The organism is Burkholderia sp. E168m22 (genome assembly GCF_001319805.1).
GTDB classification, from domain to species: Bacteria; Pseudomonadota; Gammaproteobacteria; order Burkholderiales; family Burkholderiaceae; genus Burkholderia; species Burkholderia orbicola.
Genome location: NZ_BBSK01000123.1, coordinates 39210 through 53534 on the forward strand (window position 1 = coordinate 39210; position 14325 = coordinate 53534).

The 14325-nt window shown below is 67.4% G+C and carries 15 protein-coding genes; 10 read left to right on the forward strand and 5 right to left on the reverse strand.

Going from position 1 to position 14325, the window contains the following annotated elements; genetic code table 11:
* Positions 1 to 106 precede the first annotated feature (106 nt).
* Positions 107 to 1069: a DUF2167 domain-containing protein gene (locus AP428_RS28965; protein ID WP_041489345.1), complete on the forward strand. Its 963-nt coding sequence runs from the start codon at positions 107 to 109 to the stop codon at positions 1067 to 1069.
* Positions 1066 to 1791, forward strand: coding sequence for a site-2 protease family protein (locus AP428_RS28970; RefSeq protein ID WP_011546877.1), 726 nt, complete (start codon positions 1066 to 1068; stop codon positions 1789 to 1791). Before AP428_RS28965 ends, AP428_RS28970 begins: the two co-directional genes overlap by 4 nt.
* 66 nt (positions 1792 to 1857) lie before the next feature.
* Here the strand turns inward: AP428_RS28970 and AP428_RS28975 are convergent, their stop codons facing one another.
* Positions 1858 to 3252 (reverse strand): MFS transporter, encoded by a 1395-nt coding sequence (locus tag AP428_RS28975; RefSeq protein ID WP_011546878.1) that lies wholly within the window; start codon positions 3250 to 3252, stop codon positions 1858 to 1860.
* Positions 3253 to 3499: 247 nt separating this feature from the next.
* Here AP428_RS28975 and AP428_RS28980 point away from each other — a divergent pair, with 247 nt between their 5' ends.
* The gene (locus tag AP428_RS28980) at positions 3500 to 5077 is read left to right on the forward strand and encodes an aldehyde dehydrogenase (NADP(+)) (RefSeq protein WP_011546879.1); all 1578 of its coding nucleotides are present in this window, start codon (positions 3500 to 3502) and stop codon (positions 5075 to 5077) included.
* A gap of 127 nt (positions 5078 to 5204) precedes the next feature.
* Here the strand turns inward: AP428_RS28980 and AP428_RS28985 are convergent, their stop codons facing one another.
* Together AP428_RS28985 and AP428_RS28990 are read right to left on the reverse strand one after the other, a co-directional pair.
* Complete coding sequence (locus AP428_RS28985; RefSeq protein WP_011546880.1) at positions 5205 to 5576, reverse strand: type II toxin-antitoxin system VapC family toxin; 372 nt, start codon at positions 5574 to 5576, stop codon at positions 5205 to 5207.
* Positions 5573 to 5770: a type II toxin-antitoxin system VapB family antitoxin gene (locus AP428_RS28990; protein WP_006752328.1), complete on the reverse strand. Its 198-nt coding sequence runs from the start codon at positions 5768 to 5770 to the stop codon at positions 5573 to 5575. Before AP428_RS28990 ends, AP428_RS28985 begins: the two co-directional genes overlap by 4 nt.
* Positions 5771 to 5955: 185 nt before the next feature.
* On the opposite strand from AP428_RS28990, the gene AP428_RS28995 reads away from it, so the two are divergent.
* Positions 5956 to 6510 carry a hypothetical protein gene (locus tag AP428_RS28995; RefSeq protein WP_006480480.1) on the forward strand — a complete coding sequence of 185 codons (555 nt, stop codon included), beginning with the start codon at positions 5956 to 5958 and terminating at the stop codon, positions 6508 to 6510.
* Between the two features lie 114 nt (positions 6511 to 6624).
* Here AP428_RS28995 and kdgD read toward each other — a convergent pair whose 3' ends face one another.
* Positions 6625 to 7539, reverse strand: a complete 915-nt coding sequence (kdgD, locus tag AP428_RS29000; protein ID WP_011546881.1) for a 5-dehydro-4-deoxyglucarate dehydratase — start codon at positions 7537 to 7539, stop codon at positions 6625 to 6627.
* 229 nt (positions 7540 to 7768) lie between these two features.
* On the opposite strand from kdgD, the gene garD reads away from it, so the two are divergent.
* Positions 7769 to 9322 carry a galactarate dehydratase gene (garD, locus tag AP428_RS29005; RefSeq protein WP_011546882.1) on the forward strand — a complete coding sequence of 518 codons (1554 nt, stop codon included), beginning with the start codon at positions 7769 to 7771 and terminating at the stop codon, positions 9320 to 9322.
* 85 nt (positions 9323 to 9407) lie between these two features.
* On the opposite strand, the gene AP428_RS29010 is transcribed toward garD, so the two are convergent.
* The gene (locus AP428_RS29010; protein ID WP_011546883.1) at positions 9408 to 9890 is read right to left on the reverse strand and encodes an Lrp/AsnC family transcriptional regulator; all 483 of its coding nucleotides are present in this window, start codon (positions 9888 to 9890) and stop codon (positions 9408 to 9410) included.
* Positions 9891 to 9899: 9 nt separating this feature from the next.
* On the opposite strand from AP428_RS29010, the gene AP428_RS29015 reads away from it, so the two are divergent.
* The 5 genes from AP428_RS29015 (at position 9900) to AP428_RS29035 (ending at position 14320) form a co-directional block, all read left to right on the forward strand.
* A complete protein-coding gene (locus AP428_RS29015) occupies positions 9900 to 11147 on the forward strand; it encodes a branched-chain amino acid ABC transporter substrate-binding protein (RefSeq protein WP_231691713.1) in 1248 nt (415 codons plus the stop codon).
* Positions 11144 to 12634, forward strand: coding sequence for an aminotransferase class IV (locus tag AP428_RS36150; protein WP_011546885.1), 1491 nt, complete (start codon positions 11144 to 11146; stop codon positions 12632 to 12634). Before AP428_RS29015 ends, AP428_RS36150 begins: the two co-directional genes overlap by 4 nt.
* A 134-nt stretch (positions 12635 to 12768) precedes the next feature.
* Complete coding sequence (locus AP428_RS29025) at positions 12769 to 13161, forward strand: nuclear transport factor 2 family protein (protein ID WP_011546886.1); 393 nt, start codon at positions 12769 to 12771, stop codon at positions 13159 to 13161.
* Between the two features lie 78 nt (positions 13162 to 13239).
* A complete protein-coding gene (locus AP428_RS29030; RefSeq protein ID WP_041489346.1) occupies positions 13240 to 13695 on the forward strand; it encodes an RbsD/FucU family protein in 456 nt (151 codons plus the stop codon).
* A 187-nt stretch (positions 13696 to 13882) separates the two neighbouring features.
* The gene (locus tag AP428_RS29035) at positions 13883 to 14320 is read left to right on the forward strand and encodes a DoxX family protein (protein ID WP_011546888.1); all 438 of its coding nucleotides are present in this window, start codon (positions 13883 to 13885) and stop codon (positions 14318 to 14320) included.
* Positions 14321 to 14325: the final 5 nt, after the last annotated feature.

Here is a 14325-nt window from a genome sequence, read left to right on the forward strand (position 1 = left end):
ACCATAGCCCCCGTGCCACCTGAGAGGCGGCGCCGGACCCGCGGCCACGATGCCGGGGCCGGACGCCGCGCACATCGACAACAAGGCATTCCAGGGGAATCCAACAATGAAAAAACTTGCCGTCCGGCTCGCCTGCGTGGCGACGCTCGCACTCGCCGCGACCAGCGGCCACGCGCAGACCGAAGCTGCGCAGGTCGAAATGAGGGCCGCCGCCGCGGCCGCCAACGAAGCGGTCGTGAAAGGGCCGACCGACATCGACGTCAAACACGAAGCCGTGCTGAAGCTGAAGGCCGGCGAATCGTTCGTGCCGGCCGCCGAAGCCGGCCGCTACCTGCGCTCGATGGGTAACTCGATCGACGAAGCGAAGCTGGTCGGCCTCGTGCTGCCCGACGATCCCGACGCCGACTGGATCTCGGTCGTGTCGTTCGAGCCGAGCGGCTATATCCGCGACGACGACGCGAAGGACTGGAAGCCCGACGAACTGCTGAAAAGCCTGCAGGCCGGCACCGAGGAAAACAACCCGGCGCGCAAGGAGCGCGGCCTGCCCGAAACCGAGGTGGTCGGCTGGGCGAAGGCGCCCGCGTACGACGCGGCCACGCACCGGCTCGTGTGGTCGGCGATCATCCGCGACAAGGGCGCGGCGCCGAATGCCGCGAACGACGGCGTGAACTACCGGACGCTCGTGCTCGGCCGCGACGGCTACCTGTCGCTGACGATGGCGTCGACGCTCGCCGATTTGCCGAAGTACCAGCCCTCGGCCGACGCGCTGCTGTCGAACATCCGCTTCAACGACGGCAAGCGCTATGCCGACTTCAACCAGTCGACCGACCACGTCGCCGAGTATGGGCTCGCGGCGCTGATCGTCGGCGTCGGCGCGAAAAAGCTCGGTCTGCTCGCGCTGATCGGCGCGTTCGCGGTGAAGTTCTTCAAGATCGGCGCGGTTGCACTGCTGGCCGGCGGCGCGGCGCTCAAGCGTTTCTTCGGGCGCAAGCCGAAGGCGGCCGCGGCGCCGGCCGTCGCCGATGCAACCGCTGCATCCGACACAGCCGCCACGGAGCGCAAGGAATGACGAAGCTGTTGCTGCTGATCTTCGGCGGCCTGAAGCTCGGCAAGGTGCTCGTATCGGCCGGCACGATGCTCGCGTCGATCGCGGTCTATGCGCTGTTCTATGGCTGGCGCTTCGCGGCCGGTTTCGTCGCGTTGCTGCTGGTGCACGAAGCCGGCCACTACGTCGCCGCGCAGCGGCGCGGGCTCGACGTCGGGCTGCCGACCTTCATCCCGTTCGTCGGCGCGTGGATCCAGTTGAAGGAGATGCCGCACGACGCGGAAACGGAGGCCTACGTCGGCCTTGCCGGGCCGTTCGTCGGCACCCTCGGCGCGCTGGCCTGCTACGCGGCCGCGCGCCACACCGACAGCAACCTGCTGCTCGCGCTGTCGTATACGGGCTTCTTCCTGAATCTCTTCAACATGATTCCGCTGTCGCCGTTCGACGGCGGGCGGATCACCGCGGTGCTGTCGCCGCGCATCTGGCTCGTGGGCGTGCCGGTGCTGATCGCGCTGTTCGTGTATCGGCCGAGCCCGCTGCTGATCGTGATGGCGATCCTCGCGCTGCCGCAGCTGAAGCGCGCGTGGCGCTACGATCCCGACGCGCCGGAGAACCGCGTGTACTACGCGACGTCGATCGAGACGAAGACGACCTACGCGCTTTGCTACGTCGGTCTGCTCGCGTTCCTCGCGTTGATGACGTCCGGCGTGCACGACATGCTGCGCGCCGTGCACGCGTCGACCTGACGTCGCTCCGATGGAAAAAAACGGCGGCCGCGCATGAAGCGGCCGCCGTTTTTCAAAGGTCGAACGTCACGCGTCGCGATGACGCAGCTCGACGCGCTTGATGTCCTTCACGATCACGAGATAGCTGAACACGGTGACGAGCGCGTTCAGCCCGACGAACACCAGCGCGCCGTTGAACGAGCCGCTCGCGCCGACGAGGTAGCCGATCGCGATCGGCGCGACGATGCCCGCCGTGTTGCCGAACATGTTGAACAGGCTGCCCGACAGGCCGATCGCTTCCTTCGGCGCGGTATCCGCGACGACGGCCCAGCCGAGCGAGCCGATCCCCTTGCCGAAGAACGACACGGCCATCAGCATGATGACCAGCGCTTCGCTGTCGACGTAGTTGCAACCGATGATGACCATCGACAGCAGCATCCCGCCGACGATCGGGATCTTGCGTGCGAGCGTCAGCGAGACGCCGCGGCGGATCAGCGCGTCCGACAGCATCCCGCCGAGCACGCCGCCGAGGAATCCGCAGATCGCCGGCAGCGACGTCATGAAGCCGGCCTTCAGCAGCGACATTCCGCGCGCCTGCACGAGGTAGATCGGAAACCACGTGAGGAAGAAGTACGTGAGCACGTTCACGCAGTACTGGCCGAGGTACACGCCGATCAGCATGCGGTTCGACAGCAACTGGCGCACGTAGTACCAGCCCGCCACGCGGCTGCCTTCGGAAGCGCCACCGCCGCTACCGCGCGCGCCGGTCGCCCCGCCCGTCGACCGCACGAGGCCGCCACCCTGCTCGATATGGTCGAGCTCCGCGCGGTTCACGGCCGGATGGTCGGCCGGGTCCTTCACGACGCGCAGCCACAGGAACGCGAGCGCGATGCCGGCCAGGCCGAGCCACAGGTACACCTGATGCCAGCCGTACGCGTGCGTGAGCCAGGCCATCAGCGGCGAGAACACCACGGCCGCGAAGTACTGCGCGGCGTTGAAGATCGCCGACGCGGTGCCGCGCTCGGCGGTCGGGAACCAGCTCGCGACGACCTTCGCGTTCGCCGGAAACGCCGGCGCCTCCGCGATGCCGACCGCGAAGCGCATCGCGAACAGCGCGGCGACCGCGAACGCGGCGCTGCCGCCGAGGCCGATCGTGCTCTGCAGCAGCGTGAACGCCGACCACAGGAAGATGCTCGCCGCATACACGCGCCGCGCGCCGAAGCGGTCGAGCAGCCAGCCGCTCGGCAGTTGCGCGAGCACGTACGCCCAGCTGAACGCCGAGAAGATGTAACCCATCGTCACCGGGTCGATACCGAACGCCTTGCGGATCGGCGTGCCGGTGATCGACAGCGTGGCGCGGTCCGCATAGTTGAGCGTCGTGACGACGAACAGCATCGCCAGGATCCAGTAGCGCACGGCGGTTCGGCGCGCGGTGCGCGCCAGGTCGAGCGGAAGATCGCGAGGGGAGGTCTGATTGCTCACTTTAAATGTACGTCGTCGTATGACATGGAAGAAAGTTTATTGAGAATGCTCGAATTCAGAAACCTCGGGTTTTCCCTTTGGGATCGTCGTCACAGTGTGGGAAGGTCGCGATTTGCTGGCCCGGTAAGGCTTTCGGATGTATCGTCGGCGCCTTCGCAGGCGGCGAGAATATGCCGCCGACGTCGGCAGACATCGTATCTGTTGAGCTACAATGAGCAATCCATTCCCGAACCACGGAGCACACCCCATGCAACTGACAGGAGAGATGCTGATCGGCGCCGAAGCGGTGGCCGGCTCGGCCGGAACCTTGCACGCGTTCGACCCGACGAAGGGCGCGCCGATCGAGGCGCCGGCGTTCGGCGTCGCGACGCAGGCCGACGTCGACCGCGCGTGCGAACTCGCACGCGACGCGTTCGATGCGTACCGCACGCAGCCGCTCGCGGCCCGTGCGGCGTTTCTCGAAGCGATCGCCGATGAAATCGTCGCGCTCGGCGATGCGCTGATCGAGCGCGCGCATGCCGAAACGGGCCTGCCGGTCGCGCGGCTGCAAGGCGAGCGCGGCCGCACCGTCGGCCAGCTCCGGCTGTTCGCACGCGTCGTGCGCGACGGGCGTTTCCTCGCCGCGTCGATCGATCCCGCGCAGCCGGCACGCACGCCGCTGCCGCGCTCGGACCTGCGGCTGCAGAAAATCGCGCTCGGGCCCGTCGCCGTGTTCGGCGCGAGCAATTTCCCGCTCGCGTTCTCGGTGGCCGGCGGCGATACCGCGTCGGCGCTCGCGGCCGGCTGCCCGGTGATCGTGAAGGCCCATGAAGCGCACCTCGGCACGTCCGAGCTGGTCGGCCGCGCGATCCGCGCCGCCGTCGCGAAAACCGGCATGCCGGCCGGCGTGTTCTCGCTGCTGGTCGGCCCCGGCCGCGTGATCGGCGCCGCGCTGGTCAGCCATCCGGCGGTCCAGGCCGTCGGTTTCACCGGCTCGCGGCAGGGCGGGATGGCGCTCGTGCAGCTCGCGAACGCGCGCCCGCAGCCGATTCCCGTCTATGCGGAAATGAGCAGCATCAACCCGGTCGTGCTGTTCCCGGCCGCGCTGGCCGCGCGCGGCGACGCGATCGCGACGGGCTTCGTCGATTCGCTGACGCTCGGCGTCGGCCAGTTCTGTACCAATCCGGGCCTCGTGCTCGCGATCGACGGCCCCGATCTCGACCGCTTCGAGACGGTCGCCGCGCAGGCGCTCGCGAAGAAGCCGGCCGGCGTGATGCTCACGCGCGGCATCGCCGATGCGTACCGTAACGGTCGCGGCAAGCTGGCCGAACTGCCGGGCGTGCGCGAAATCGGCGCGGGCGAGGCGGCACAGACCGACTGCCAGGCGGGCGGCGCGCTATACGAAGTCGGTGCGCAGGCGTTCCTGGGCGAGCCGGCGTTCAGCCACGAAGTGTTCGGGCCGGCGTCGCTGATCGTGCGCTGCCGCGATCTCGACGAAGTCGCGCGCGTGCTCGACGCGCTCGAAGGCCAGTTGACGGCCACGCTGCAGATGGATGCCGACGACAAGCCGCTCGCGCGCCGGCTGCTGCCGATCCTCGAGCGCAAGGCCGGGCGCCTGCTGGTCAACGGTTACCCGACCGGCGTCGAGGTGTGCGATGCGATGGTGCACGGCGGGCCGTTCCCCGCGACGTCGAACCCGGCCGTCACGTCGGTCGGCGCGACCGCGATCGAGCGTTTCCTGCGGCCGGTGTGCTATCAGGACTTCCCGGACGACCTGCTGCCCGAAGGGCTGCGGGAAGGCAATCCGCTCGCGATTCCGCGGCTGCGGGACGGCAAGGCGGAGTGACGGGGCGTAACCGGTGAAGGCAGCGTCCCGGGAGGGATGCTTCCCGGCACGTTGGAATACGGCGGCGGGGCCCACGGGCCTCGCCGCTTTTTTATTCAGCGCGGGCTTTCGTGCCGGTTTCGCTCGGTCAGTGAGCGGGGCGGGCGACGAGTTGCAGGCGCTCCGCTGCCGCCAGCAGGCGCCGGTCGCGCGTCCATAGCCTGCTGTCGCTGGTCAGTCTGGCCGACGCAAGCAGGTGGGCATCGACGTACCCGATGCCCAGCCCGTGAAGCGGTACGGCATCGATCATGCGCTGGACTTCGTCGTCGGTGGCAAGGGTTGCAGCTGGAAGGTCGCGCAGCGCATCCAGCACGGTCTCGCGATGGCGCATGCTGCCGAGCGCAAGCTCGCCGACGATGAACGGATGGATCAATACTCGCTCCGCTTCCAGCAAGGCGGTGAGCGTCGCGTCGCCGGCTCGCAAGTGATCGATCCAGACGGATGTGTCGACAAGGATCATGCGGGCTCCGACGGGCGGCGTGGGACCGATTCAAGATCAGGCTCGGTGCCGCCGAGGCGGGCGAGTCGTCGCGCACTTTCGCGGGCGATCAATGCGCGCAGCGCTTCCCTCACGAGCGCCGATTTTTCGGTGACGCCGGTCAATTGCTGCGCTTTGGCGAGCAGTGCGTCGTCGAGGGACAAGGTGGTGCGCATGGGCGGCTCCCGGGAAAATCGATGCATCAATTATCGCATCAAACGGTGCTCATTTTGATGCGATGCCGTGGCGGGGTCACCTCGCCTTTCCTGTTGCCCCCGTTTCTCCTACAGTAGCGAAGCCTCGGACCGTCAGGTCCCCGGGCGAGCCTGAGAGACGCACAAGACCAACAAGGAACCATCCGATGAATATCAGCAAGCGTGGCGACCACCTGTTCGCGGCCGGGTTGTGGAAAGCGATCGGCGACGTCGCGAAATCGGTCCGTACCCAGATCGGTGAAACCAGCGAAGGGCGCGTGCTGGCCGATGCGCTGTTCGCGCTGCAGCGCGAGCTGGGCGGCAGCGAATTCGACGTGACGATCAACCAGGGGCGGCCCGTCGCGGGCTCCGATCCGCATTCGGTGATTTTCGGCAGGGCCGTCGAGCGCTTCAAGCAGGACATGGAGGCGGTGGTGTTCGCGCTGAAGCACCGCCGCAGCATCGACGGGCCGAACGGCGCGGAGCGCGCCGACGCGCTCACGCAGGCCAATACGCATCTCGCGACCGCGAAGCAATACGCGATGTTTACGGTCGGGCGCTTCTTCGATGCGGTCGTCGACCGCGACGTGCTGGAGCAGATCGTGGGCGCCGAGTCGCCGGCGCGCGGCCGGCCGCTCGCGGCACGCAAGGGGATCGACGAGACGCAGCGCACGCTCACCGGTGTGCGCCAGCGGATCATCGGCGCGATCGCACAGATGTAATGCGATGGCCGCACCGGCTCGTCGAGCCGCGCGGCCATCGCGTGAGTCGGATACGGAGAAATGGGCGAGCCGGCGCGCCGTGCCGATGAAGGCTCGCGCCGCCGGCGAACCCGCTTACTGCGGGCCCATCTTCTTGATCAGCACGTCGAGTTCGGCCGCTTCTTCGTCGGTCAGGTCGACGAGCGGTGCGCGCACCGGGCCCGCGTCGTGGCCGACGAGCTTCGCGCCCGCCTTCACGATGCTGACCGCGTAGCCCGCGCGGCGATTGCGGATCTTCAGGTACGGCAGGAAGAACTCGTCGATCAGGCGGCCGACGGTTGCGTGGTCGTCCTTCGCGATCGCTTCGTAGAATGCCATTGCCGTCTTCGGGATGAAGTTGAACACGGCCGACGAGTACACCGGCACGCCGAGCGCCTTGTACGCGGCTGCATAGACTTCGGCCGTCGGCAGGCCGCCGAGGTACGCGAAGCGATCGCCGAGGCGACGGCGGATCGTCACCATGCTCTCGATTTCACCGACGCCGTCCTTGAAACCGATCAGGTTCGGGCAACGGTCGGCAAGGCGCTCCAGCATGTCCGCATTCAGCTTCGAATTCGCGCGGTTGTACACCACGACGCCGATCTTCAGCGCGCGGCACACCTGCTCGACGTGGTCGGCGATCCCTTCCTGGCTCGCTTCGGTCAGGTAGTGCGGCATCAGCAGCACGCCGCTCGCGCCGAGGCGCTCGGCTTCCTGCGCATATTCGATCGCAACGCGCGTCGCGCCGCCCGCGCCGGCGAGGATCGGCACCTTGCCCTTGCAGGTTTCCGTCGCGACGCGGATCACGTCCGAGTACTCGCGCTGCGTGAGCGAGAAGAATTCGCCGGTGCCGCCGGCCGCGAACAGCGCGCTCGCGCCATACGGCGCCAGCCATTCCAGACGCTCGGCATAGGTGCTCGGGCGGAAGCTGCCGTCGGCGTCGAAATCCGTCAGCGGAAACGACAGCAGGCCGTGGGAGATGATCTGTTTGAGTTCTTGCGGTGAAGTCATGGTTGGGGTCGTCCGTCTAGCGCGAGTGCTGGTTCGTCGGGAACGGCATACGAGCCGAATTGGCGATGTCGTTGTATGTCATCGTACAACGCAAGAAAGAGTGGCGCAAGCGGTTTGCTGGCGGGTCAAGGGTAGGGTCTTTCCGGATAAGGGTTTACGCAGCATCATCAACTGAGGTTGAATGTCGTATGATGACTAACGATATCGCAGACAGCTTCCAGGAATTCCGATGACTGCTTCCCCTCTCTACATCCGCGTGCATCCGGACGACAACGTCGCGATCGTCGTCAACGACGGCGGCTTGCCCGCAGGCGCGACGTTCGCCGACGGGCTGACGCTGGGCGAAGGCGTGCCGCAGGGGCACAAGGTCGCGCTCGTCGACCTCGCGGCCGGCGACCCGGTCATTCGCTACAACGTGGTGATCGGCTATGCGCTCACCGACCTGCGGCGCGGCAGCTGGGTCAACGAGCGCACGATGCGCATGCCCGAGCCGCCGGGCCTCGACGACCTGCCGCTCGCCACGCGCGCCGCGCCGCCGCTCGAGCCGCTCGAAGGCTATACGTTCGAGGGTTTCCGCAATGCCGACGGCTCGGTCGGCACGCGCAACATTCTCGCGATCACGACGACCGTGCAGTGCGTGTCGGGCGTCGTCGAGCATGCGGTGAAGCGGATCAAGGACGAACTGCTGCCGCGCTACCCGAACGTCGACGACGTGGTCGGGCTCGAACATACGTACGGCTGCGGCGTCGCGATCGATGCGCCCGACGCCGACATCCCGATCCGCACGCTGCGCAACATCAGCCTGAATCCGAACTTCGGCGGCGAGGTGATGACCGTGAGCCTCGGCTGCGAGAAGTTGCAGCCCGAGCGCCTGCTGCCGCCGGGCGCGATTCCGGTGACCGCCGACGGCGCGACCGACAACGGTGGCGTCGTTTGCCTGCAGGACGCCGCGCATGTCGGCTTCAACTCGATGATCGACTCGATCATGACGATGGCCGAATCGCATCTCGAACGGCTGAACCGCCGCCGTCGCGAAACCTGCCCCGCATCGGATCTCGTCGTCGGCGTGCAGTGCGGCGGCAGCGACGCGTTCTCGGGGCTCACCGCGAACCCGGCCGTCGGCTTCGCGGCCGACCTGCTCGTGCGGGCGGGCGCGACGATCATGTTCTCCGAAGTGACCGAAGTGCGCGACGGCGTCGCGCAGCTCACGTCGCGCGCGGCGAATGAAGAAGTGGCCCGCGAGATCATCCGGGAGATGGACTGGTACGACCGCTACCTCGAGCGCGGCCGCGTCGACCGCAGCGCGAACACGACGCCGGGCAACAAGAAGGGCGGGTTGTCGAACATCGTCGAGAAGGCGATGGGGTCGATCGTGAAGTCGGGCAGCGCGCCGATCGCCGGCGTCGTGCGCCCCGGCGATCGGGCGCGGCAGAAGGGGCTGCTGTATGCGGCGACGCCCGCGAGCGATTTCATCTGCGGCACGCTGCAGCTCGCGGCGGGGATGAACCTGCATATTTTCACGACCGGCCGCGGTACGCCGTACGGCCTCGCGCAGGTGCCGGTAATCAAGGTCGCGACGCGCAGCGATCTCGCGCGCCGCTGGCACGACCTGATGGATCTCGACGCCGGGCAGATCGCGACCGGCGCGGCGACGATCGAGGACACGGGCTGGGCGCTGTTCCGGCTGATGCTCGACGTCGCGAGCGGCAAGCGCCGCACGTGGGCCGAGCAATGGAAGCTCGCGAATGCGTTGACGCTGTTCAATCCGGCGCCGGTGACCTGACGCGCAAGGTGGTGACGGCAAGACGATGCGGGCGCCTTCGGGCGCCCGTTTTCGTTGCGGAGCGCGTGCCGGCAACAGGCAACCGTCACTCGATGCCGATCGGCAGCGACAGCCCCACCTTCACGCGCGACATCACGACCATCGTTTCGAAGTGGCGGATGTTGTGGTGCTGGCGGAATACGCGCGTGGAAAATTCCTCGTAGTGGTCGATGTCGCGCATCGCGATCATCAGCACGAAATCGGCGCGGCCCGTCACCACGTAGCACTGCATGACTTCCGGCAGCGATTTCAGGAACCGCTTGAATTCGTCGAGCAGGTCGACCCGTTCGCGCTCGACCTGCACGAGCACGAGCATCGTCAACGGGAGGCCGACCTTGTTCGGATCGACGACGGCGACATCCTGCTGGATATAGCGCTCGTCGCGCAGCCGCTTGACGCGGCGCAGGCACGCGGGCGGGCTCAGGCCGATCTCGGCGGCGAGTGCCTGGTTGGTGATCTGGTTGTCGTGCTGGAGACGCGCGAGGATCCGCAGATCGAAGTCGTCGAGCGGTGCGGCGATGGAATTCATCGGATTTCCTTGTGGAGGAAAAAACGAAACAAATCCACGAATCGGGCGGCGCGATGTTTATCGGATTTCGCGACGGCTGCCGATAATCGTAGCATCCGTCAACCACGAAGCTGCGAGGAAATCATCATGCGTTCCCGACATCTGCTGCTGGCGCTTGCGCCGCTCGTGCTGGCCGTTTCCGCGTTCGGCGCGGACACGGTCGTCGTAGGTTTCGCCGGCGCGCTCACCGGCGCGCAGGCGCATTTCGGCGAGGACAGCGCGCGCGGCATCCGGCTCGCGATCGACGAAATCAATGCCGGCCATCCGAGCGTCGCCGGGCATCCGGTCACGTTCGCGCTCGACGCACAGGATGACCAGGCCGACCCGAAGGTCGCGACGACGGTCGCTCAGCGCTTCGTCGATACGCATGTCAGCGCCGTCATCGGTCACCAGAATTCGGGAACGTCGATCGCCGTCGCGCGGCTCTACGCGACGGCCAACATCGCGGAGCTGACACCGTCGGCGACCAATCCCGAGTTCACGCGCCTGGGCTATCGCACCACGTTCCGGTTGCTCGCGAATGACGACTTCCTCGGTCAGGCCGTCGCCCGCTATGCGGTCGAGCAGCTGCACGCGCGCCGTATCGGCGTCGTCGACGATCGCACGGCGTACGGGCAGGGCATCGCGGACGTGTTCGTCGGCGGGCTCGGGGCGTCGGGCGCGACCGTCGTCGCACGCGAATACACGACGGACAAGGCCTTCGACTTCGGCGCACCGCTGACGTTGCTCAAGGGCAAGGCGCCCGATGCGATCTTCTTCGGCGGCATGGACACGCAGGGCGGCCCGATGCTCAAGCAGATGAGGAAGTTGCGGATTGCCGCGCCGCTGCTGGGCGGTGACGGCCTGTGCACGCACGAAATCCTGAAGCTGGCCGGCGACGCGCTCGACGGCAATCTCGTGTGCGCGGACGGCGGCAGGAGCCTGGCGAAGATGCCGGGCGGTCCGGCGTTCGCTGCACGCTTCACGCAGAAATACGGCGCGCCCGTGCAGCTCTACGCGCCGTATGCGTACGACGCGATGATGGCCGTCTACCACGCGGTGATGCTCGCGCAGTCCACCGATCCCGCGAAGATTGTCGATGCGCTGCATCGCGTCGACTTCCAGGGCGTGACCGGCCGGATCGCATTCGACGCACGCGGCGAACTGCGCAATCCGGCGGCAACGATTTCGACGTTCAAAGGAGGCAACAAGGTGACTTTGTCGGAGGTGGTCAAATGAATACGCGGATTCTTCCCGTGGGCACGGCGTCGCTGCGCGACGTCGCTCGGCCGGTCGACGACGTGGGCACGCCCGCGGTACGCGAAGCGGCAAGCGCACTGCGCGCCGCGCTGCGCGCGTTTCGCGACGAACACGGCTTCGGACGCGCGGTCGCCGCGCCGCAGATCGGCATCGGGCAGCGGATGATCGCGCTCGCGCTGGACGGCTGGCCCGACGTGATCGTGAATCCCGAGATCGTGTGGCGCAGCGACGCGCGGATGACGCTGTGGGACGACTGCATGTGTTTTCCGGACCTGTTCGTGCGCGTCGAGCGCCATGCGTCGGTGAGCGTGCGCTACACGACGCTCGACGGCGAGCCGCATCAGCGCGACGCGTTGTCGCCCGACGTGTCGGAGCTGATGCAGCACGAGATCGATCACCTCGACGGCAAGCTGTCGTTCGATCGCGCGACGGGGCCGAACGCGGTCGTGCATCGCAGCGTGTTCGACGCCGACCGTGCGTCGTTCGCGGCGCAGGTCGACTACACGCCGAACGTGCCGCGGGAGACACGTTCGGCCCATCATGGCATTCCATCCGTCGAAGCGCCCGCGTTTCCGCAGGGCGCCGCCTACATGAACGGCCGCTTCATTCCGATCGCCGACGCGCGCGTATCGGTGCTCGACTGGGGCTTTCTGCACTCCGACGTCACGTACGACACCGTGCATGTTTGGAACGGCCGCTTCTTCCGCCTCGACAAGCATATCGAGCGATTCAGGCGCTCGCTTGCGCGGTTGCGGCTGAACGTGCCGTTGACCGACGATGCGCTGCGCGACATCCTCGTCGAATGCGTGCGCCGCTCGGGGCTGCGCCACGCCTACGTCGAGATGCTGTGTACGCGCGGCGTGTCGCCGACCTTCAGCCGCGACCCGCGCGATGCGGTGAACCAGTTCATCGCGTTCGCGGTGCCGTACGGATCGGTCGCGAACGAGCGGCAGTTGCGCGAAGGGCTGCACCTCCACGTGATCGACGACGTGCGGCGCATTCCGCCCGAATCGGTCGATCCGCAGATCAAGAACTATCACTGGCTGGACCTCGTCGCCGGGCTGCTGAAGGGCTATGACGCGGGCGCGGAGTCGGTCCTGCTGAAGTGCACGGACGGCAGCATCGCCGAAGGGCCCGGGTTCAACGTGTTCGTCGTGCGCGACGGCCGGCTGCGGACGCCCGAGCGCGGCGTGCTGCATGGCATCACGCGGCAGACGGTGTTCGAGCTGGCGACGGCGATGGGCATCGACGCCCAGGCTGCGCGCATCGACGATGCACAGTTGCGCGACGCGGACGAAGTGTTCATCACGTCGACGGCCGGCGGCATCATGCCGGTCACGCGGCTGAACGACGCGACGATCGGCGACGGCCGTCCGGGGCCGATGACGCGCCGGCTGTTCGACGCGTACTGGGCGAAGCACGGCGATCCGGCGTGGAGCCTGGCGGTCGACTACGCGGACGGCTGAGCACGGCCGGCGGCGGAGGCGCGATTTCCTTACCTCCCGCGTAATCGACCGCCCGCGCAGGCCCGGCGACGATAGCGGCACGCGGACCCGAAACGTTCGCGACATCGTCCGTCACCGACACAAGGAGCCTCGCCATGAACACCGCTCAAACCGCATCGTCCGTTCACGCCGACCTGATCGACCGCTACTTCGACGCGTGGAACGAACCCGACGCCGCGCGCCGCCGCGAACTGATCGACGCGACCTACGCGAGCGACGCGGCCTATCGCGATCCGCTGATGGCCGGCGACGGTCACGCCGGCATCGATACGATGATCGCGGCCGTGCAGCAACGCTTCCCCGCCTACCGCTTTCGCCGCACGACCGACGTCGACGCGTTCGGCCAGCACCTGCGGTTCTCGTGGGCGCTCGTGTCGCCCGACGGCGCGGCGATCGTGAAGGGCTCGGACTTCGGCACCGTCGACGCGTCGGGCCGCCTCGCGTCGGTCACGGGTTTCATCGACGAAATGCCGGCCGCCGCGTCGTGACGCGAACGATGCATGCACCACGGCCGCCGGGATCGGGTAACGTTATGCGATTCGTTCCTGATCCCGGAGACAACCGACATGCTGAAGAATCTCGACCCGCTGCTGCACGCCGACATCCTGCACACGCTGCGCGCGATGGGCCACGGTGACGAAATCGCGATCTGCGATGCGAATTTCCCGGCCGAATCCGTCGCGGAGCACACGGTGGTCGGGCGCGCGTTGCGGGTCGACGGCGCCGATTCGGCGCGCGTGGTGCGCGCGGTGCTGTCGGTGCTGCCGCTCGATACGTTCGTCGACACGCCCGCGTGGCGGATGGAAGTCGTCGGCGACGCGGCCGCGGTGCCGCCCGTGCAGCGCGAAGTGCAGGCCGAGATCGACCGCGCGGAAGGGCGTGCGGTGCCGCTGACCGGCGTCGAACGTTTCGCGTTCTACGAGCGTGCGCAGCAGGCGTATGCGGTGATCGTCACCGGCGAAACGCGCGGCTACGGCTGCTTCATCTTCAAGAAAGGCGTGCTGTTGAGCGACGCGGGCTAAACGCGTTTTTCATCGCGCCGGGCTGCCGGCGCGATCGCCGCGTTGTAAAGATTTGCTACAAGCCCTTGGACACCGCGGAAAGACCCTCTATGCTGGCCCATTTGCCGCGCGCCCTCCGGGGCCGCGCGGCGCCGAACCGCCGGGTGCGCCCGGCGCGGGCGGCCGAATTGCATACGAGGAGAAAGGCATGACGCGTACCGTCGATTCCGGCGTCATTTTTTTCGCACGCCTGGCGCTGGCGGCGTTGTTCTTGTGGGGCGGCATCATGAAGCTGCTCGGCTACAGCGACTTCATCGCGTATCTGCACGGGATGAACGTGCCCTATCAACAGGTCGTCGGGCCGATCGTCGTCGCGATCGAGGGGCTGGGCGGGCTGCTGCTGATCGTCGGCTACAAGGTCCGGCCGCTCGCGTTGCTGATGGCGGTCTACACGATCGCGACCGCGATGGTCGGGCACAATTTCTGGGACGCGACGAACGCCGCCGTCCAGCACGACATGGTGATTCACTTCTGGAAGAACGTCGCGATCGCCGGCGGGTTCCTGCTGCTGTTCGTCACCGGCGCCGGCGGCGCGAGCATCGACGCGCTGCGCCGGCCGAGTTCGTCGTACGGCGTGCTGCGCTGAACCAC

Coding starts and splice junctions, on each gene's coding strand:
- AP428_RS28965 (WP_041489345.1), top strand. CDS start 107: ATGAAAAAACTTGCCGTCCGGCTCGCCTGCGTGGCGACGCTCGCACTC.
- AP428_RS28970 (WP_011546877.1), top strand. CDS start 1,066: ATGACGAAGCTGTTGCTGCTGATCTTCGGCGGCCTGAAGCTCGGCAAG.
- AP428_RS28980 (WP_011546879.1), top strand. CDS start 3,500: ATGCAACTGACAGGAGAGATGCTGATCGGCGCCGAAGCGGTGGCCGGC.
- AP428_RS28985 (WP_011546880.1), bottom strand. CDS start 5,576: ATGATCCTTGTCGACACATCCGTCTGGATCGATCACTTGCGAGCCGGC.
- AP428_RS28990 (WP_006752328.1), bottom strand. CDS start 5,770: ATGCGCACCACCTTGTCCCTCGACGACGCACTGCTCGCCAAAGCGCAG.
- AP428_RS28995 (WP_006480480.1), top strand. CDS start 5,956: ATGAATATCAGCAAGCGTGGCGACCACCTGTTCGCGGCCGGGTTGTGG.
- kdgD (WP_011546881.1), bottom strand. CDS start 7,539: ATGACTTCACCGCAAGAACTCAAACAGATCATCTCCCACGGCCTGCTG.
- garD (WP_011546882.1), top strand. CDS start 7,769: ATGACTGCTTCCCCTCTCTACATCCGCGTGCATCCGGACGACAACGTC.
- AP428_RS29010 (WP_011546883.1), bottom strand. CDS start 9,890: ATGAATTCCATCGCCGCACCGCTCGACGACTTCGATCTGCGGATCCTC.
- AP428_RS36150 (WP_011546885.1), top strand. CDS start 11,144: ATGAATACGCGGATTCTTCCCGTGGGCACGGCGTCGCTGCGCGACGTC.
- AP428_RS29025 (WP_011546886.1), top strand. CDS start 12,769: ATGAACACCGCTCAAACCGCATCGTCCGTTCACGCCGACCTGATCGAC.
- AP428_RS29030 (WP_041489346.1), top strand. CDS start 13,240: ATGCTGAAGAATCTCGACCCGCTGCTGCACGCCGACATCCTGCACACG.
- AP428_RS29035 (WP_011546888.1), top strand. CDS start 13,883: ATGACGCGTACCGTCGATTCCGGCGTCATTTTTTTCGCACGCCTGGCG.